Annotated in this window: 20 protein-coding genes; 11 read left to right on the forward strand and 9 right to left on the reverse strand. The window is 32.8% G+C overall.

Annotated elements, in window-relative coordinates; all coding sequences use genetic code 11:
* Nucleotides 1–31 precede the first annotated feature (31 nt).
* From LG651_RS05130 to LG651_RS05145, 4 genes are all read left to right on the forward strand, one after another.
* Nucleotides 32–1,120: a diphosphomevalonate/mevalonate 3,5-bisphosphate decarboxylase family protein gene (locus LG651_RS05130; protein ID WP_226695082.1), complete on the forward strand. Its 1,089-nt coding sequence runs from the start codon at nt 32–34 to the stop codon at nt 1,118–1,120.
* A 28-nt stretch (nt 1,121–1,148) separates the two neighbouring features.
* The gene (locus tag LG651_RS05135) at nt 1,149–2,075 is read left to right on the forward strand and encodes a mevalonate kinase family protein (protein WP_226695083.1); all 927 of its coding nucleotides are present in this window, start codon (nt 1,149–1,151) and stop codon (nt 2,073–2,075) included.
* A 57-nt stretch (nt 2,076–2,132) separates the two neighbouring features.
* The gene (locus LG651_RS05140; RefSeq protein ID WP_226695084.1) at nt 2,133–3,035 is read left to right on the forward strand and encodes a geranylgeranylglycerol-phosphate geranylgeranyltransferase; all 903 of its coding nucleotides are present in this window, start codon (nt 2,133–2,135) and stop codon (nt 3,033–3,035) included.
* A gap of 181 nt (nt 3,036–3,216) precedes the next feature.
* Complete coding sequence (locus tag LG651_RS05145; protein ID WP_226695085.1) at nt 3,217–4,089, forward strand: pseudouridine synthase; 873 nt, start codon at nt 3,217–3,219, stop codon at nt 4,087–4,089.
* Between the two features lie 148 nt (nt 4,090–4,237).
* Here LG651_RS05145 and LG651_RS05150 read toward each other — a convergent pair whose 3' ends face one another.
* Nucleotides 4,238–4,555: a type II toxin-antitoxin system RelE/ParE family toxin gene (locus LG651_RS05150; RefSeq protein ID WP_226695086.1), complete on the reverse strand. Its 318-nt coding sequence runs from the start codon at nt 4,553–4,555 to the stop codon at nt 4,238–4,240.
* Complete coding sequence (locus LG651_RS05155; RefSeq protein WP_226695087.1) at nt 4,555–4,788, reverse strand: hypothetical protein; 234 nt, start codon at nt 4,786–4,788, stop codon at nt 4,555–4,557. Before LG651_RS05155 ends, LG651_RS05150 begins: the two co-directional genes overlap by 1 nt.
* Before the next feature lie 638 nt (nt 4,789–5,426).
* On the opposite strand from LG651_RS05155, the gene LG651_RS05160 reads away from it, so the two are divergent.
* The 7 genes from LG651_RS05160 to LG651_RS05190 all read left to right on the forward strand — a co-directional run bounded on the left by LG651_RS05160 (nt 5,427) and on the right by LG651_RS05190 (nt 10,586).
* On the forward strand, nt 5,427–6,824 hold the full coding sequence (locus LG651_RS05160) for an arginine decarboxylase (RefSeq protein WP_226695088.1): 1,398 nt from the start codon (nt 5,427–5,429) through the stop codon (nt 6,822–6,824).
* On the forward strand, nt 6,814–7,749 hold the full coding sequence (gene speB, locus LG651_RS05165) for an agmatinase (protein ID WP_226695089.1): 936 nt from the start codon (nt 6,814–6,816) through the stop codon (nt 7,747–7,749). Before LG651_RS05160 ends, speB begins: the two co-directional genes overlap by 11 nt.
* Nucleotides 7,739–8,713, forward strand: coding sequence for a deoxyhypusine synthase family protein (locus LG651_RS05170; protein WP_226695090.1), 975 nt, complete (start codon nt 7,739–7,741; stop codon nt 8,711–8,713). The genes speB and LG651_RS05170 overlap by 11 nt, the downstream gene beginning before the upstream one ends.
* Before the next feature lie 32 nt (nt 8,714–8,745).
* Nucleotides 8,746–9,057, forward strand: a complete 312-nt coding sequence (locus LG651_RS05175) for a hypothetical protein (protein WP_226695091.1) — start codon at nt 8,746–8,748, stop codon at nt 9,055–9,057.
* 17 nt (nt 9,058–9,074) lie between these two features.
* Nucleotides 9,075–9,296 (forward strand): hypothetical protein, encoded by a 222-nt coding sequence (locus LG651_RS05180; protein ID WP_044630997.1) that lies wholly within the window; start codon nt 9,075–9,077, stop codon nt 9,294–9,296.
* Between the two features lie 19 nt (nt 9,297–9,315).
* A complete protein-coding gene (locus LG651_RS05185) occupies nt 9,316–10,101 on the forward strand; it encodes an RMD1 family protein (RefSeq protein WP_226695092.1) in 786 nt (261 codons plus the stop codon).
* 137 nt (nt 10,102–10,238) lie between these two features.
* A complete protein-coding gene (locus LG651_RS05190) occupies nt 10,239–10,586 on the forward strand; it encodes a hypothetical protein (RefSeq protein WP_226695093.1) in 348 nt (115 codons plus the stop codon).
* A 42-nt stretch (nt 10,587–10,628) separates the two neighbouring features.
* Here the strand turns inward: LG651_RS05190 and LG651_RS05195 are convergent, their stop codons facing one another.
* From LG651_RS05195 to LG651_RS05225, 7 genes are all read right to left on the reverse strand, one after another.
* Nucleotides 10,629–11,450, reverse strand: coding sequence for an alpha/beta hydrolase (locus LG651_RS05195; protein WP_226695094.1), 822 nt, complete (start codon nt 11,448–11,450; stop codon nt 10,629–10,631).
* Nucleotides 11,431–12,822 carry a mannosyltransferase gene (locus LG651_RS05200; protein WP_226695095.1) on the reverse strand — a complete coding sequence of 464 codons (1,392 nt, stop codon included), beginning with the start codon at nt 12,820–12,822 and terminating at the stop codon, nt 11,431–11,433. Before LG651_RS05200 ends, LG651_RS05195 begins: the two co-directional genes overlap by 20 nt.
* Before the next feature lie 138 nt (nt 12,823–12,960).
* The gene (locus LG651_RS05205; RefSeq protein WP_226695096.1) at nt 12,961–14,451 is read right to left on the reverse strand and encodes a cellulose synthase family protein; all 1,491 of its coding nucleotides are present in this window, start codon (nt 14,449–14,451) and stop codon (nt 12,961–12,963) included.
* Nucleotides 14,448–15,143, reverse strand: coding sequence for a glycosyltransferase family 2 protein (locus LG651_RS05210; protein WP_226695097.1), 696 nt, complete (start codon nt 15,141–15,143; stop codon nt 14,448–14,450). The genes LG651_RS05205 and LG651_RS05210 overlap by 4 nt, the downstream gene beginning before the upstream one ends.
* On the reverse strand, nt 15,143–15,616 hold the full coding sequence (locus tag LG651_RS05215) for a toxin-antitoxin system YwqK family antitoxin (protein ID WP_226695098.1): 474 nt from the start codon (nt 15,614–15,616) through the stop codon (nt 15,143–15,145). The genes LG651_RS05210 and LG651_RS05215 overlap by 1 nt, the downstream gene beginning before the upstream one ends.
* Nucleotides 15,616–17,205, reverse strand: a complete 1,590-nt coding sequence (locus tag LG651_RS05220; RefSeq protein WP_226695099.1) for a 4Fe-4S binding protein — start codon at nt 17,203–17,205, stop codon at nt 15,616–15,618. The genes LG651_RS05215 and LG651_RS05220 overlap by 1 nt, the downstream gene beginning before the upstream one ends.
* A 2-nt stretch (nt 17,206–17,207) precedes the next feature.
* A complete protein-coding gene (locus tag LG651_RS05225; RefSeq protein WP_226695100.1) occupies nt 17,208–18,512 on the reverse strand; it encodes an NAD(P)/FAD-dependent oxidoreductase in 1,305 nt (434 codons plus the stop codon).
* Between the last annotated feature and the right edge of the window lie 40 nt (nt 18,513–18,552).

Consider the following 18,552-nt stretch of genomic DNA (forward strand, 5'->3'; position numbering starts at 1 on the left):
TTGTGGGAGTTGCACTCATAATTTTTATTGAATGATAGTAGAAGAATTTATAACAAAATCTTACCCAAAAACCATTGAAGAAGGTAAAGTAGCTTGGGAATCGCCAAGTAACATTGCTTTGGTAAAATATTGGGGAAAAAAAGAACACCAAATACCAGCAAATCCCTCTATAAGCTTTACACTTAGTAAGTGCAAAACCATAACGGTTTTAGAGTTTTCTGAAAAAGAAAATAAAACCGATTTTTCGTTTGATGTGTTTTTAAATAATGAGAAAAAAGACGATTTTAAACCAAAAATAGAAACGTTTTTTAAACGTGTTGAAGCGTATTTACCGTTTTTAAAAAACTATCATTTTGTTATAAAAACCGAAAATACATTTCCGCATAGTTCGGGCATTGCGTCATCGGCATCAGGAATGAGCGCTTTAGCTTTGTGTTTAACCAGTGTAGATAGAATGCTAAGCAAAAACCATGAGCATTTAAATAAGTCGTTTTTTAATAAAAAGGCGTCGTTTTTAGCACGTTTGGGTTCTGGTAGCGCTTGCCGAAGTATTGAAGGTAATTTGGTTACGTGGGGAACACACGAAGCTTTTGCAGAAAGTTCAAATTTATACGGTGTTAAATACCCATTTGAAGTTCATGAAAACTTTAAAAACTACCACGATACTATTTTGTTGGTAGATAAAGGCGAAAAACAAGTTAGTAGCACAGTTGGGCACGGTTTAATGCATAACCACCCATTTGCAGAAGAGCGTTTTAAGCAAGCACATAAAAATTTAAATGATTTGATAGCTGTTTTTAAGTCAGGCAATTTAGATGCATTTATAAAAATTGTAGAAAGTGAAGCTTTAACCCTTCATGCTATGATGATGACTAGCATGCCGTATTTTATTTTGATGAAACCTAATACGTTACAAGTAATAAATAAAATATGGGCGTATCGCGAAAAAACAGATTCTAAAGTGTGTTTTACTTTAGATGCTGGAGCAAACGTACATATGCTTTATCCAGAAAGTGAAGCTGAAAATATTAATCAATTTATTAACAATGAGTTGGTTGAGCATTGCCAAAATGGGCAATATATTAATGACAAAATAGGTTTGGGAGCAAAATTGTTGTAATTTTGCTAAACTATATAAGCTTCAAATCATGAAAGGACCATTATTTTATTCTAAAATTTTACTTTTTGGTGAATACGGAATTATAAAAGATTCCAAAGGTTTATCTATACCATATAATTTTTACAATGGTGCTTTAAAAAAGAGCGAAAACCCAAGTGAAACGGCAATAAAATCGAACGAAAGCTTAAAAAAATACGTAGATTATTTAGCAGCAATAAATCCAGAATTAGTTGTTTTTGATATTGAAACACTAAAATCTGATGTTGCAGATGGCATGTATTTCGATTCTTCAATTCCGCAAGGGTATGGTGTTGGTAGTAGCGGAGCGCTAGTAGCTGCGATTTACGATAAATACGCTAAAAACAAAATAACAGTTCTTGAAAATTTAACTAGAGAAAAATTATTAGAATTAAAAGCTATTTTTTCTGAAATGGAATCGTTTTTTCACGGAAAATCGTCTGGTCTCGATCCTTTAAATAGTTATTTAAGCATTCCTATTCTTATAAATTCTAAAGATAATATTGAAGCAACCGGTATTCCTGCACAACAAAATGGTAAAGGTGCTGTGTTTTTAATAGATAGTGGTATCGTTGGCGAAACAGCGCCAATGGTTAGTATTTTTATGGAAAACATGAAGCAAGAAGGTTTCCGTAATATGCTTAAAGATAAGTTTATAAAACATACCGATGCTTGTGTTGAAGATTTTTTAAGCGGAAACATAAAATCGTTATTCAGTAATACAAAACAACTATCAAAAGTGGTGTTAAGCCATTTTAAACCTATGATTCCTAAGCAATTTCATGAGCTTTGGAAAAAAGGTTTAGAAACCAACGAGTATTACTTAAAACTTTGTGGTTCTGGTGGTGGTGGCTATATTTTAGGGTTTACCGAAGATATAGAAAAAGCAAAACAATCTTTATCAAATTATAAACTAGAAGTGGTTTACAATTTTTAATTAAATTTTCTGTCACCCTGAGCGTAGTCGAAGGGTCAAAACATTTTTAACTTCTTTATGCTAAATAGAAGACAGAAACATATTCTACTTAAGTTTTTTAGTATGTTTTCTGTAGTGCGTGGTTACAATATTTTGGTTATTGTAATAGCACAATACTTAACAGCAAATTACATATTAGCTTACAATTTACCAATTCGCCAAGTTTTACTAGATATTAATTTGTTTTTACTTGTGTTAGCCTCGGCAGCAACTATAGCCGGAGGTTACATTATAAATAACTTTTACGACTCCGAGAAAGATTTAATTAACAAGCCAATAAAATCGAAACTAGATAAATTGGTAAGTCAAAATACAAAGTTGTCATTTTACTTTGTACTTAATTTTTTAGCTGTTGTTTTTGCAAGTTATGTGGCATTTAATGCTGTACTCTTTTTTGCATGTTACATATTTGCCATTTGGTTGTATTCGCATAAATTAAAAAAACTACCAATAGTTGGTAATCTAGTGTCTGCAATACTAACTATTTTGCCATTTTTTGCCATATTTATGTATTATAAAAATTACGAAACAGTAATTTTTGTACATGCAACATTTTTGTTTTTAATAATATCTATGCGGGAACTGACAAAAGATTTAGAAAATATAAAAGGTGATTTACTTCAAGATTACCACACCATACCCGTTGTATATGGCGAAAAGGCATCAAAAATAATGCTTGCTTTTCTAGCTGTTTTAACGTTAGTGCCAACCTATTTACTACTTTTTAAATACCAAATAGGATATATGAATTTGTATTTTTATGCTAGCATTTTTTTATTGATTGTCTTCGTTGCAATGCTTTGGTACTCAAAAGATAAGTTGCATTATTTAATACTTCATAATATTTTAAAAATTATATTATTAACAGGAGTTTTGAGTATATTATTAATAGACGTAAGTGTTATTTTAAACAGAATTTAATGGTTTTGGGCGTTTTTACAACTTTTTATGAAGTTGTAAACCGCGCTTTCGCAAGTCGCTGTGCCAAATACATTTTGCACGAGCTCCAACAATTGCTCAATCGCTAACGCAAAAAAATCGTAAATTAAAAAGTCTAAATCGTTAATTTTAAAGTATATCTTTGCACAAAAATTAAAATACTATGAGCAGGAACCAAGGCAGAGGCAGTAATAAAAATACATCAAGAGGTGGAAGCAGTTCTAATAAACGAACTAGTTATTCACGAGGTAATTCACCAATTAAAAATCAAGGTGGTTTTACAAAGCCCTCGAATAGCACAAAACCAAAAGCGCCAAAAAAATCTAACCCAGAGGAAGTTAGGTTAAATAAATATATTGCTAATTCTGGTATTTGTTCTCGTAGAGAGGCCGATGTGCATATAGCCACAGGTTTAGTAAGTGTAAATGGTAAGGTTGTAACCGAAATGGGTTACAAAGTAAAACCAGGAGACGAGGTGCGTTACGATGGTTCGCGTGTAAACCCAGAACAAAAAGCTTATGTGTTATTAAACAAACCAAAAGGTTTTGCAACCACAAATAGCGAAGGAAAGGGCAGAACAGTAATGGATTTAGTTGCCAATGCTACAAATGCTAATATTAGGCCAATTGGTCGTTTAGGTAGAAATTCTAAAGGCTTAATATTGTTTACTAACGATGAGGCTGTGGTAAAAAAGTTTACCAATTCTAAAAATGGTGTACCTAGGCTATTTCATATAGAATTAGATAGAAATTTAAAACATGAAGATTTTAAAAAGATTCAAAGCGGTTTTAAAGTTGATGGTTCACTTATTGAAGTAGAGGAGATTAGCTACATCGATGGATCAAGCAAAAAGGAAATTGGTTTAAAAATAAAAAATACAGGAAATACTATTATCCGAACCATTTTCGAGCATTTTAGTTATGATATAGTAAGTATAGATTGTGTAGCTATAGCACATTTAACTAAAAAAGATATTCCGCGAGGACATTGGAAGCATTTAACTACTCAAGAGCTTAATAATTTAAAGATGCTTTAGTGAGATTCCGTAAAACAGTCTCGGCTATAGGTAGTTGCATTGGTTAGTGCTTAATTTTGCAAGTACATGCCAAACTGAAAATCTGCGAGGATTTTCAGAAGTAGGCGATAACGAGCAATTACTTATAGTCATGGTAGGTAATCAGGCTTTATTTAGTTCGTTTCATTTTCGGTGGATTTTGTCGAGTATCAAAAACATCAGCAATTTTTATAAATCCGTTTTGTTCATCAACCGAATATATCAGTTTGTAGTTTTTGAAAACCAAATAACGATATTGTATTTCTCTATCTTTAAGTAATTCCTCTTCTTGTCCTATGAAAGACGATTTAATTAATTTTTCCGATTCTTTAATTATTCCAGTTACAATTTTAGTAGCAACTTTTAAACTAGCTTTCTTTTCGTAATATTCATAAATTTCATCAAGTTGAGTTTCCGAAAAGTCAGACCAAATAATTTTAAAATTCATTATTCGTATTTGGCCAAAAGTTCAGAACTTGTTTTAAATCGATTGTTTTTGAAATCCGATTCTGATTTGTCAATTCGTCTGTTTAACTCATCAATACTCATAGGCTTAATTAGCCTTTCGTCAGGAGTGTCTTTTTCCTTTTTCAATATTTTCTCAAGCTTGGAAATTGCTTCTTCGTTTTGAAGTTTTAGGAATTCTTGAATAAATTCTATTTTTCGAGCTTCTAAATTCATTTCGAGTTTCTTTTTATCAAAGATACTAAATTATCAAATTCAATCAATATCGTTCTTGGTTTAACGAATCTTTCAGCTTGTTGCCAACTTCGGAATAATATTGATTTGTCATGCTGAATTAATTTCTTTATTTCAGAATTAATATAAATTAAAGATTCCGAAACAAGTTCGGAATTACAATAAAATTTAATTAAATCCCTAAACCCGCGTTAGGGATAGCAGCAGAAAGCCCACAGCAACCCCATGGTAATTGGGTTGCGAGGACTTGTCGCGTATAGCCCGACCCTTGTGGTAACGCCCAATAACATACGTGTTTAAATTTTTTTTCATTTTTTTTAAAAAAATATTTGCTGTATTAAAAAATAAATTACATTTGCCGCACTTATTAGCTGAACAATTTGAAACCTGTTTCTATGTTCGGGCTTTTGAAAATTAGGAAGTCATACTCAAAAGCAGCTTACAGATTAAGCAACCGAATTTTAAAGCTAACTTCCGTTTCTCCAATTTATGCTGTACAGCATGAGTATGCCTTTGTGCCAACCACACAGAGCCAGTTTCGTATTTGATATTATTTTGTTCTTATTGGCTTAACATGTAGTTAAACTACAATTCTCAATTTTAACATTTTAATAGAATAAATGAATACTAAATATATTGATTTAATCAATCAAACTTTTGATTTTCCTCAAGAGGAATTCGCTTTAAAAAATAAAACATTGGAGTTTCATGGTATTAACCTTATGGAACTTGTCGAGCAATATGGTGCACCGTTAAAATTCACCTATTTGCCACAAATATCGAACAATATTCAACGTGCAAAACACTGGTTTGCTAAAGCTATTGAAAACAATAATTATGCTGGTAAATACAACTATTGCTATTGTACAAAAAGTTCGCATTTTAAGCATGTTTTAAATGAAGCCTTAAAAAACGACATCCATATTGAAACCTCGTCGGCTTTCGATATTGATATTGTAGAATCGTTAAAGGCTGAAGGCAAAATTACAGACGAAACCTTTGTAATTAGCAATGGCTTTAAACGTGCACAATACGTAACTAATATTGCTAGATTAATAAATAATGGGCATAAAAATGCTATTCCTATTATTGATAATTATGAAGAAATAGACTTATTATCTGAAGAAATTAACGATACCTTTAAAGTAGGCATTCGTATTGCTTCGGAAGAAGAGCCTAAGTTCGAGTTTTATACCTCACGATTAGGAATTGGCTACAAAAACATTGTACCTTTTTATAAAGAACAAATAAAGGATAATAAAAAGGTTGAGCTTAAAATGCTACACTTTTTTATAAACACAGGCATTCGCGATAACGCGTATTACTGGAACGAACTTACAAAATGTTTAAAGGTTTATACCAGTTTAAAAAAGATTTGCCCAAGTTTAGATAGTTTAAATATTGGAGGTGGTTTTCCTATAAAAAACTCTTTAGCTTTCGAGTTCGATTATGAATATATGGTCGATGAGATTGTAAACCAAATTAAACTAGTTTGCGATGAAGAAGGCGTAGATGTACCAAACATTTTCACCGAGTTTGGTAGTTTTACCGTTGGCGAAAGCGGTGGTGCTATATACGAAGTATTGTACCAAAAGCAACAAAACGATCGTGAAAAATGGAACATGATTAACTCATCTTTCATTACAACATTACCAGATACCTGGGCCATAAATAAACGTTTTGTTATGTTACCAGTAAACCGTTGGCAAGATAGTTACGAGCGTGTTTTATTGGGTGGTTTAACTTGCGATAGTGACGATTATTACAACAGTGAACAGCACATGAATGCTATTTATTTGCCAAAATATAATAAAGACAAACCGTTATATATTGGTTTTTTTAACACTGGCGCATACCAAGAAACTATTGGTGGTTTTGGCGGGTTACAACACTGCCTAATACCATCGCCTAAACATCTTTTAATAGATAGAGATGAAGCGGGTAACTTACAAACAAAATTATTTAGCGAACAACAAAAAAGTGAAGACTTACTTAAAATATTAGGTTATGCAAAATAGAACCTACGCAGGTATTCCAGAAGAATACGCAAAATTAGAGCAAGCGAAAATTGTTTTAATTCCTGTGCCTTACGATGGTACAAGTACATGGCAAAAAGGAGCAGATAAAGGTCCAGAGGCATTTTTAGATGCTTCTGAAAATATGGAACTTTTTGATATTGAAACCAGAACCGAAGTTTACAAACAAGGTGTGTTTTTAGCGCCTGCAGTTACCGAAAATAGCTCACCAGAAGCTATGGTTGAAGCTGTGCATGAAGCGACTAAAAAATACATTAAAAAAAATAAGTTTGTAACCCTTTTTGGTGGCGAGCATTCTATTTCTATTGGTACAATTCGTGCGTTTAACGAAATGTATAATAACCTAACCGTTTTACAGTTAGATGCTCATGCCGATTTACGCGAAAGTTACGAAGGTTCAACCTGTAACCATGCATGTGCGGTTTACGAGGCTAGCCAAACTACCAATTTAATTCAGGTTGGTATTCGCTCAATGGATGTTATTGAAACTACCGTTTTAAACGAAGACAAAACCTATTTTGCACACGATATGGCTGTTGATGATTCTTGGATGGATTCGTCAATAGACCAAATGACAGATAATGTGTTTATAACTATAGATCTTGATGCTTTCGATCCGTCAATACTACCAAGTACAGGAACTCCAGAACCTGGCGGTTTATTATGGTACGAAACCTTAGATTTTTTAAAGCAAGTATTCGAAGAAAAAAATGTAGTAGGGTTCGATATTGTTGAACTTTGCCCTAATAAAAATGAAAAATCTTCAGATTTTCTTGCAGCAAAACTATATTACAAAATGCTTAGCTATAAGTTTCAAAACGATGATTTTGATGATGATTTTGATAATGCCAACAATAACAAATCAGTAAATAAAACCACTAAATTTAAAGATAACGATGCGTACTAAAGGTCCAATATCTCAATTTATAGAACACAACTATTTGCATTTTAATGCAGCAGCTTTGGTTGATGCAGCAAAAGGTTACGAAGCTCAATTAGAAAATGGGGCTAAAATGTTAGTATCGCTTGCAGGTGCTATGAGTACTGCCGAACTTGGTAAAAGTTTTGCAGAAATGATTCGTCAAGATAAAGTCCAAATCATATCATGTACAGGTGCAAATTTAGAAGAAGATATCATGAATTTAGTGGCGCATTCGCATTATAAACGTGTGCCAAACTATCGCGATTTAACACCGCAGGAAGAATGGGATTTACTTGAAAAAGGATTAAATCGTGTTACAGATACTTGTATTCCAGAAGAAGAAGCTTTTCGTCGTTTACAAGAGCATATTTTTAAAATTTGGAAAGATGCTGATGATAAAGGTGAACGTTATTTACCACACGAGTACATGTACAAAATGTTACTTTCTGGTGTGTTAGAGCAGTATTACGAAATAGATTTAAAAGATTCGTGGATGTACGCAGCAGCCGAAAAAAACCTGCCAATTGTTTGCCCAGGTTGGGAAGACAGCACCATGGGGAATATTTTTGCAAGCTACGTTTTAAAGGGCGAGCTTAAAGCAAGTACCATGAAATCGGGTATTGAGTATATGACGTTTTTAGCAGATTGGTATACCGATAATTCAACAAATGGTATAGGTTTCTTTCAAATAGGTGGCGGTATTGCAGGCGATTTTCCTATATGTGTAGTGCCAATGTTATACCAAGATATGGAACGTACCGATACACCATTCTGGAGTTATTTTTGTCAAATAAGCGATTCAACAACGAGTTATGGTTCGTATTCGGGAGCTGTACCAAACGAAAAAATAACTTGGGGTAAATTAGATATCGATACGCCAAAATTTATTGTAGAAAGTGATGCAACTATTGTTGCGCCTTTAATTTTTGCTTATCTTTTAGGTCTGTAAATTAGATCAATCTATCTAAATTTTTAAAAAACATGAAAAATAGAAACGATAACTTAAAACGTGTGATAGTTGATTTTAAAAAACTAACACCAGAAATTTTAGCTTTACTTGTTGAAAAATATCCCGATGGTTATGATGATGATCATGTTATTTCGTTTAGAAATCAACATAACGAAATTATTGAAGCCGTAGAGGTTACAACAGAGGATACTAAATATTTGGTTAAAGTAAGTTCTAAGCTTGCGGTTACTATGGAAAACTATGATGAAGACGATTATGACGATTTCGATAGTGACGATCCAGAGGCAGTACAACCTCCAGATACGGAAGATACAGACGACTAATCACAAATAAATATATTATGAGAACAGCTGTTTTTAAATCTTACGAAAACGGTTATTACAATTTTTGGTTTGAAAATGGAGAAGAATTAGCTTTTGAAGATGTACACCCTAGGGTTTTAAAGCAATTCGATTTAAAAAATGATGAAAGTTTAATAGACAAAGACTTTAAAATAACATTTATTGAAGAAGACGATGGTGATGATGTTATTTATATTGTACAAAGCCTAAAACCACTATAAAAGGTATTTAAAAAAATAAATGTACACCGTAGTTGCTTACCAAGTAGCTAGTGCTATCAATATAAAATCTAGCAAACAACAGTTGCCGTGGCAGCTGTTGTTTCAAGATAGCGACGAACTGTATTATACCAGTTCACCAAACAAATTTATTTACATATTTCAGTATGGCATGGTTAGTTTTTTTAACATGACTAGTACTGAAATAAACCATGCATTGCAAAAACTTAAACCGCAATGCACAAACTATTTTTCAGAAAAATTATCAGATTCGGTAGAAGTTGTTATTAAACCAAACATCTTAAAGGTGGAGTTCGATAATGTTATTTTACCTAATTTAGACGAAGAAATGATTCGTTTAGTTATGCTAAACGCGTCGCAATCTGTAGCCTTAAACCGTTATACCGAAATAACCGAAGAGTTGTTAGCCGAAACAAATAAACATACTTCATATTTAGAAGCTAACGGTAAACTCGATATTTCTGGTAACAAGTTAAAGCGTTTTATAGGCAAGGTTTTAAATATTAAAAACAAGATTTCTGAAAATTTGTACATTTTTGATTCGCCCGAAATTACTTGGGAAAAAGAAGAATTTAACAGATTAAATCAGGAATTAAAACAAGCCTTCGATTTAAAAGATAGATATCGCGTAATTCACGATCGTATTGAAATTATAAAAGAAAACCTCGAGCTTTTTAAAGATATAATGGACCATAACGAAAGCAGCCGTTTAGAATGGATTATTATTATTTTAATTGTAATTGAGGTTATCGATTTATTTATAGCAAAACTTTCAAATATTATTTAACGACACAGATAGTACATTATAATAACTTAAAATACCAGCAGCTTTAAGGATAAAGTTGTATTAAGTTAAACCGAAACTTTGGTAGATTTTTTCCGGTTAAAAATGTGTCACAAAAAAATCAAATTTTAAATATTATTATGAAAGCAAAGCATTCAATTTTAGGTTTAGTAGCTATATTCAGCTTTATTTTAACAGGTTTTACTCCTTTAAAAGCTCAAGAAGATACTATTGTTATTACTGCAATTTTTGATGGTAAAGAAGATTATGGATACAATTTTATTACAACAAGCGATGATTTAGAGTATACCGTAACATTCCACAAAATAAGTGATGAAGTTGCAAAAAGTTTCGATTTAAACTCAGATAAATTAATAGGAACTAAGTTTAAAATCACCTACACCTCTAAAATAGTTGTAACTAAAGATGAAGATGGTTACGATTACGAAGAAGAGATTAATACCATAAAAAAATTACAAAAATTGTAATAAAATTTAAAAGCTGCCTTAATTTAAATTAAGGCAGTTTTTTTATAAAACGGTTTTTAATAAATCGTAATATTGTTTGGTAATATGCAAACCATTGTGGCCAGCATCTGTAATATAATACAAAGTGGTTTGCTCTGGTTTTATGGCTTGTAATTTTTCGGCATTTGTTTTTGGGTTAACCAAAAAATCGCGTGTGCCACAAAAAATAGTTATTGGGCAAGACACGGTTTTAAGGTATTCGTAAGATTTAATATCGTATTTCATAATCCATTTTGGTACTGGAGGCGCAATTTCGTCTGCAATTAAGGTCTGCCAAGAATAATAAGGAGCGCCTAAAATAAGTTGTTTGGGCTTGTTTTTAGAAGCAACATAACTTGCTAAACCCGAACCAAGCGAAAAACCAAAAACAATAATTTCAGATTCTTTATAGTCTTTTTTTACAAAATTGTATACCTGTTGTGCATCGCTTAAAAGTTCGTTGCTATTGGTGTACGCGCCGTCGCTTTTTCCGTAACCACGATAGTCAACAAAAAGCACATCGTAATTATTTTCTAGATACAAATGTGCACGTGTTCCCCATTCGTGTATGGCGCCAGCATTACCATGAAAGTATAAAATAATGCCTTTAGAGTTATTGGCTTTAAATTTTACGGCGTTTAAATTTATATTAGCATCAACGGGAATATTTAATTCTTCAAAGGGTTCTTTAAAGCTATATTTATAATTTTTATCTAAAACTTTAGGGTTGAAGAAAAAGCGTTCTTGTTTAAAATATAGAAATATTAAAGAAGCTACATAGAGTACAACAAGGGTTATAATGAAGCGTTTTAAAAATCTGAAAATTTTATAGAAGTTGATGCTCAATGGGTTTCTTTTTAAAAATTTCGAATAAAAATACACTAAAAACGATAATATATTCTAAAGCTATAACCCATAAATTTTCAGATTTATCCATGGAGTTTAAATTTAAATAAGCCAAATAGCTTAAAATAATAACAAAACTCCAAACCAACGGAAATTTATATTTAGTAAACACCGATAAAATTAATAGCATAGCCAAATACCAAGGATGCACTGTTGTTGCTGTAAAATAATAGAAAGATAAAGCTATTAACATGGCGCTAATTAGTTGTACAAATGTTTTGTTTTTTCTGAAAAAAGTAATGATTAAAACAAAGAGTACAACTAGTAGCGAACTTACTTTTCCTATTATGGCAATTTCGTTGTAACCTCGAAATGCATAACCTATTTCTCGCGCTATGTAATATAAACTGGCATTAAACTCGAAATTACTAAACCATAGCGCTACTGTTTTACTGTAATTATTTATAAATTCTGAAGAATAAAACGGAATGAAAAGTAAAACCGTTGTAGCTAATATAATAGTGTAAAAAGCGGTTAATTTTAATAGTTTTGAAATTAATGATTTATTAGATGATTTGTTGTTTACAAACCACTGAAAAAACAAGGGTAAAAATAACAAAGGAATGAGTTTGGTTGCTATCGAGCATGCAAATATTATGGCGGCTAAAATCCATTTTTTTGAGTAAAGTAGGTGTAAACTCCAAACTAAGAAGCATATCATGACACCTTCAAAATGTAAGTTTCCTGTGAGTTCTATTATTATAAACGGATTTAAAATAAACCAGAATATGTTATACTCTGGAAGATTTAGTTTTGCTAATAGTTTTTTTCCAAAATGTAAGGTGCCAAAATCTGCAATAATTATTAAAATACGCAAAACTACAACAGAGCCTAAAATGCTTTTATTAGCCAAAAATGCCGCAATTACAAAGCATAATTGATTTATTGGTGGGTAGTTTGTAAAATGGCTAGCGTTTAAACCGCCCATGCCTTCACGGAGTTCTTGAGCTTGAGCTACTGGAAATTGGTTGTTTTGAATAAAATATTCAACGGTATTTAGGTAAGGGTTATAGCCTTGAAAAAGCATACGGCCGTCCCAAATAAAACGGTAAAAATCTTGTGATAGGTTTGGAATGGCGAGTATAAACAAAGCACGAAAACTAAAAGCGAAAACGGTTAAGGCTTTAGTGTTGTGTTTAAAAATGTTTACTATTTTGTAAAATAGGTAAAATAATGCCGAGTATAGTGTTACTAGTTTTATATAATCGGTGCGGACTAAATTGTATGCAAACGACCAATAAAATAACATGGAAGCAAGTACTAACAATAACGGAATTTTATAAGTTGTTATAAAGTTTTTGTTTAGTAACATACTTTAATTTTTGTTGTTAGCCGCGTTAGCGATTGCAACGGTTAGCTTTTGGCGAGGCGTGCATCGAGCCAAAACTATTAGTGTAAAGCGCGACCCCGAAGCTTCGGGGTAACGTCCAAAAAAGTGTTAAACCTAAATTTATACTTTTGAGGCTAACGATTTAAAAAACACATAGCCAAAACCTACAAATAGCATGAGGTGGAATGGGAATAACCCAAAATCGCCACCTTGGTTACCTACTATAAAGGCGCTATACATACCAAACCCGAAATAGAGCATGAGTAAACCTTCGAAAACTACATGAATGGATAGGTTTTTTTTCATGTATTTGTTGTTTTTCCAGTTGTCTTTAAATTTGGTAATGTTGAATTTTGGTGTTCTTACAAATTCGCTTTTTTTACCAAAATGACCTTCTAGAACGGCAATGGAATTGTGCAGTGAAAAGCCCATGGCTATCGAGAAAAACACGAAAAACATGCCTATGTATTTAAAGAAATTTTTAAAACCAGCGCCATAAATATTTTTATACATGTGCCAATAGCAAACAAAAAATATTATGGTACTTAACACAAAAAAGCTCATAACGTAAAAGTATGGTTTTAAGTGTGCATATTCATTTTTTATGTAAAGCATTGGGATGCTTAAAATACCAACAATAAGCACGTTCAAAAACATGGTACTGTTTAGTAAATGCAGCAAGCCGTGTACTTTGGTTTTAGCAGAAATATTGTTGGATTTTAGTACGCGACCAAGCATTTTCTGAAAGTTTTCTGCACCACCTTTGTTCCAACGGAATTGTTGCGAACGTGCGGCACTAATTACAACAGGTAATTCGGCTGGTGTCTCGACGTCTTCTAGGTATTTAAATTTCCAGTTTTTAAGTTGTGCACGGTAACTTAGATCTAAATCTTCGGTTAAAGTATCGCCTTCCCAATTGCCTGCATCTACAATACATTGTTTACGCCATACACCTGCGGTACCATTAAAATTTATAAAATGACCTTTACTGTTGCGTCCTACTTGCTCTAATGTAAAGTGCGCATCTAAGGCGAAAGCTTGAATTTTAGTAAGTATGGAGTAATTTCGGTTTATGTGCCCCCAACGCGTTTGCACAACACCAATTTCCGGGTTTTTAAAGTAAGGCACGGTACGTTTTAACCAGTCCTTTTTTGGAAGAAAGTCGGAATCGAAAATAGCAATAAATTCGCCTTTTGCAATTTCTAAACCTTCTTTAAGTGCTCCGGCTTTAAAACCTTTTCTATCGGTTCTGGTTATGTGTTTTATATCTAAACCGGTGGCTTGAAGTTTTTCTATATGTGCTTTGGTGGTAATTACAGTTTCGTCGGTTGAGTCGTCTAAAACTTGAATTTCTAGTTTGTTATTAGGGTAGTCAATTTCAGCAATATTGTCTAGTAAGCGTTCCATAACGTACATTTCGTTGTACACAGGAAGTTGTATAGTAACAACTGGTATTTCGTTAGGATTGGATAAATCGAATTTCTCTGAAGTGTCTGTCGCTTTTTTAGATCTAAGATAATTAAACAGTAAATTTAACTGAGCTAATGCATACATGAAAATAAGTAGCAAAGAAACCGAGTAAATAAATATAATAACAGATTCTAAAATCATTTTTTAACGCTGTATTTAAAAATCCAACCAAGTATTTTTACGCCTGCAAATATAGCACCTTTTATGGTTCCTGAAACTTTAGATTTACCTATTCTATTTCTATAATTTACTGGAATTTCGGTGTAAGACAAATTTTGCTTTAATGCTTTAAGTTGCATTTCTATGGTCCAGCCATAGGTTTTGTCTTCCATTTTTAAAGCCAAAAGTTTGTTGTACTTTATGGCTCTAAACGGACCAAGATCGGTAAAATTTGCATTGAAAAATAAAGACATAAGATTGGTTGCGAGCCAGTTACCAAATATTTGTGGTAAAGTCATAGCGCCTTGTTCTCGTAGTTTTTTAACACGGGCACCTATTACTAGGTCTATATTTTGGCTGGTTATTGGTTCTACTATTTTAGTTAATTCTTGGGGGTAATCACTATAATCACCGTCTAAAAATACAATAATATCTGGTTTTTTAGTTTTTTTTGCGATATAATCTAAACCTTTTAGACAAGCGTAGCCATAACCCTTCAAATTTTCGGTTAATACCGTTGCACCAGCTTTTCGTGCATTTTCTTCGGTAGCATCGGTAGAATTGTTGCTTACTACTATAATTTCGCTAACAATATTTGGTACATCGTTAACTACATGAGCTATAGATTCTGCTTCGTTAAAAGCAGGGATAATTACATTTATAATTGGTGTCATTACTCTAGATCGCTTAGGCTATTCTCTTTAGTGAACGATTTAAAATCGGTCCATTCCTTAATTTTTTTTCCAAGCGAATATTTAGCGGCAGATGTTAGTTTTTTATTTTTATACATGAGGCAATAGCCGTTTTTTTTATTGTTTTTTAGTTGGCATTTATGATTGATGTTTCCGTTTTCATCATAAAACACCCACCAATCTATTTTTTGGTTGTTTTTAAAATGTCCTTCGCTAGTTTTTTTACCTTGTTGATTGTAAAACACCCAAAATTTTGCACGCATATTGTTTTTAAAATGCCCGCTTTCTTTTAATTTTCCATTTCGGTAGAAGGTTTTCCAATATCCAATTTTGTTGTTAGAACTATCTTGCCATCCGCATGATTTTAATTTTCCATTATCAAAGTAATTTCTTTGATACTGTTTTTGTGCGACTGCAATATTACAAATAAGACAAATAAAAACTATAAAACGCATTACTTTTGATTAACATAATTCATTAAATCGACATCGTTGCCTAATAAAATGTCGTTAGAATTTATGCGACCTTTCATGCTGTCGTTTTCTAATTTTAAAACACCTCTTGGGCAAACTGCGCTACAAATACCACAACCAACACAGCTTGAGCGTACAATATTTTCACCTTTTTGGGCATAATGCCTAACATCAATTCCCATTTCGCAACTATTGGAGCAGTTACCGCAAGAAATACATTGTCCGCCGTTAGTTGTAATTCTAAATTTTGAAAATAAGCGTTGTTGAAAACCCAGTATTGCGGCCATTGGGCAACCAAAACGACACCAAGAACGACTACCAAGAATAGGGTAAAACCCCGTACCAATTACTCCAGAGAATATAGAACCAATGTAAATACCGTATGCCGATCTTAAAGCGCTGCCTTTTACAAAAAACAAATGATCTGTAGTACTGGTAAAATGCATAACAAGTAATAATGTAATAACAGCAAATAAACTAATGGCGCCATATTTAGCATCTTTAGCTAATTCTTTACCTTTAAAATACATTACGCCAGCAAAAACTAGAGTTAAAAAAGCAATAACTAAGCTAATAAAAACGCCTTTTGTAAGCCAATATTTGGAGCTATCGGTGCCCAAATAAGAATATACCATTGCCGTAGTCATCACTACAGAAAATACCAGTACTAAATGAATTAACCAACGTTCAATTTTCCAAGCATATAATTTTTTAGATGATAATTGTCTAAACGAATCACCAGCAGTTTCGGCTAATCCGCCACAACCACAAACCCATGAACAATACCAACGTTTACCGTATTTGTAGGTTAAAAATGGAGTGATTACAAAAATAGATATAATACCAAATAGTAATAAAGCTAAACCAATTGTGCCGTTTGAAATAAAACCTTTAACCGACCATTGATCGAAAATATAATAGTTTAGTGGCCAGATGCTTTTTAAGTCGTAATACGGTAAATCGTTGTTCATTACATACATGAACTCCGGAATTAAAAAGGCAAAACCTAATTGAAAAAACATGACCGAAATGGTTCGTAATTGTTGATAACGATTATGCCTGTACTTTAAAATAAATTTATAACCAAATGCTAATATGGCAATGGTATACAAAGTTCCGTAAACAAACCATTGGCTCGCATCTCTACCGCTTAATAATTTACTTAACGGATCGAAAAGCGCAATTAAACCAGTGTTTGCTTCACCATTTTGCCCAAGTCCTAAATATTTAGGAAAGAAGTAAAGCACAATATAAAATGAAGTTAAAACAACGCCTAAAATCCAGCCACCAATACCACGAGATGAAATTGATTTAAACCATACACCATCATTTTTAATACCCTCTAATTTTGTTAAATAGGCCTCACGAGAATAAAAAACTGTGCCCACCGTTATTAATCCTAACGCTAGCGTTAAAAACAAGCCTTTATTTGGGAAATTCGTGTTAAATAATGCTAAGGCTAAAATAACTAGACCAATTGAGCCTATGGCTAAAGCTATTTTTTGTTTAGTGGTTATGTTTAATGCATCTGGTTTTGCTAACGACATGCTTGAATTTAATTTATTGCTCATGGTTATGCTATTGTTAATTGGTTATTGTAGGCTTTTAAAATGTCTTTTTCGAATCGTTTGTAAAATTCTGGGTCAAAATTGGCTTCAGCTAAATGGTTCATTACATAGTCAATATCCCGTTTTTCGGTAAGCCAATTATCAAAAGTTTCGTGGCGCATTCTAATGCCAAAAGTATTTATGCCTAAAAATTCGTTTGTGTTTTTGTTGTATGCTACGGTAATGCATTTGGTGTCGTCGTCGTGTTTCCAGTGGAAATGAGCTTCGAAGTCTTTTTTACTACGTTCGCTAAACACCCAACCATAGGTTTGGTATTCAATATCCATAAATTTGGCAGAGTTAAACCAATGTCCGGGCTTGTATTCTAGTTTATTTCCGCAAATGGTTTGTGCTAGAGTTTCTCCCATCATTCGGCCGGTGTACCAAACCGCTTCAATAGGTCTGCGATTTCCAATGGCTTCATGCTGTTCGGCGCAATCGCCTATGGCGTAAACATCTTTTAAGTTAGTTTCTAAAAAACGGTTTACTTTAACACCACGGCCTACTTCAATTTTAGAATCTTTTAAAAATGAAATATTAGGTGTAACTCCCGCTGTTAGTCCAACCACCTTGCATTCAATTTCTTCACCTGTTTCATCAATAATTATCGATTTTACTTGTCCGTTTTCATCGGCTTTAATTTCTCTTAAATTACTAGAAAGGCGTAAATCGATATGATGATTTTTTATGTGTCTATTAATCATTTCACTTTCACCAGAGGGTAAAACGCCATTCCAGAAACTATCTTCCCGAACTAAAAAGGTAACCGGAATGCTTCGGCTATTTAGCATTTCTGCTAGTTCAATACCAATTAAACCACCGCCAACAATTACGGCACGTTTACAAACTTTATTATTTGGTGCATATTTTTCTAGGTTCTCTAAATCTTGCTTGTGGTACATGCCTAAAACACCCTTTAGGTCTTGCCCTGGCCAACCAAATTTATTTGGTTTACTACCAGTTGCTATTACCAATTTATCATAAGTAAGCGAATCGCCTTCGGTAAAATGAAGTGTTTTGTTATCGGTGTCTATTTGGTTTACATAACCTTTTTTTAAGTTGATTCTGTTTTTCTCCCAAAACCAATTTTCGTAAGGTTGCGTATGTTCAAATTTCATGTGGCCCATATACACATACATTAATGCAGTACGTGAGAAAAAATATTCGGTCTCGGCAGAAATAATCGTGATTTTTTTATCGGATAGTTTTCTAATATGTCTGGCAAGCGTAACGCCCGAAATGCCGTTACCAATAATTGCGATATGTTCCATTTTTGTGTTTTTGATGAATTTTAGGTCGTTATTAAAGTTA

Source organism: Neotamlana sargassicola, from assembly GCF_020523965.1.
In the GTDB taxonomy this organism is placed as follows: domain Bacteria; phylum Bacteroidota; class Bacteroidia; order Flavobacteriales; family Flavobacteriaceae; genus Neotamlana; species Neotamlana sargassicola.

Excerpts from the sequence above, each read along its gene's own strand:
- LG651_RS05130 (WP_226695082.1), top strand. The coding sequence starts at position 32 with ATGATAGTAGAAGAATTTATAACAAAATCTTACCCAAAAACCATTGAA.
- LG651_RS05135 (WP_226695083.1), top strand. The coding sequence starts at position 1,149 with ATGAAAGGACCATTATTTTATTCTAAAATTTTACTTTTTGGTGAATAC.
- LG651_RS05140 (WP_226695084.1), top strand. The coding sequence starts at position 2,133 with ATGCTAAATAGAAGACAGAAACATATTCTACTTAAGTTTTTTAGTATG.
- LG651_RS05145 (WP_226695085.1), top strand. The coding sequence starts at position 3,217 with ATGAGCAGGAACCAAGGCAGAGGCAGTAATAAAAATACATCAAGAGGT.
- LG651_RS05150 (WP_226695086.1), bottom strand. The coding sequence starts at position 4,555 with ATGAATTTTAAAATTATTTGGTCTGACTTTTCGGAAACTCAACTTGAT.
- LG651_RS05155 (WP_226695087.1), bottom strand. The coding sequence starts at position 4,788 with ATGAATTTAGAAGCTCGAAAAATAGAATTTATTCAAGAATTCCTAAAA.
- LG651_RS05160 (WP_226695088.1), top strand. The coding sequence starts at position 5,427 with ATGAATACTAAATATATTGATTTAATCAATCAAACTTTTGATTTTCCT.
- speB (WP_226695089.1), top strand. The coding sequence starts at position 6,814 with ATGCAAAATAGAACCTACGCAGGTATTCCAGAAGAATACGCAAAATTA.
- LG651_RS05170 (WP_226695090.1), top strand. The coding sequence starts at position 7,739 with ATGCGTACTAAAGGTCCAATATCTCAATTTATAGAACACAACTATTTG.
- LG651_RS05175 (WP_226695091.1), top strand. The coding sequence starts at position 8,746 with ATGAAAAATAGAAACGATAACTTAAAACGTGTGATAGTTGATTTTAAA.
- LG651_RS05180 (WP_044630997.1), top strand. The coding sequence starts at position 9,075 with ATGAGAACAGCTGTTTTTAAATCTTACGAAAACGGTTATTACAATTTT.
- LG651_RS05185 (WP_226695092.1), top strand. The coding sequence starts at position 9,316 with ATGTACACCGTAGTTGCTTACCAAGTAGCTAGTGCTATCAATATAAAA.
- LG651_RS05190 (WP_226695093.1), top strand. The coding sequence starts at position 10,239 with ATGAAAGCAAAGCATTCAATTTTAGGTTTAGTAGCTATATTCAGCTTT.
- LG651_RS05200 (WP_226695095.1), bottom strand. The coding sequence starts at position 12,822 with ATGTTACTAAACAAAAACTTTATAACAACTTATAAAATTCCGTTATTG.
- LG651_RS05205 (WP_226695096.1), bottom strand. The coding sequence starts at position 14,451 with ATGATTTTAGAATCTGTTATTATATTTATTTACTCGGTTTCTTTGCTA.
- LG651_RS05210 (WP_226695097.1), bottom strand. The coding sequence starts at position 15,143 with ATGACACCAATTATAAATGTAATTATCCCTGCTTTTAACGAAGCAGAA.
- LG651_RS05215 (WP_226695098.1), bottom strand. The coding sequence starts at position 15,616 with ATGCGTTTTATAGTTTTTATTTGTCTTATTTGTAATATTGCAGTCGCA.
- LG651_RS05220 (WP_226695099.1), bottom strand. The coding sequence starts at position 17,205 with ATGAGCAATAAATTAAATTCAAGCATGTCGTTAGCAAAACCAGATGCA.
- LG651_RS05225 (WP_226695100.1), bottom strand. The coding sequence starts at position 18,512 with ATGGAACATATCGCAATTATTGGTAACGGCATTTCGGGCGTTACGCTT.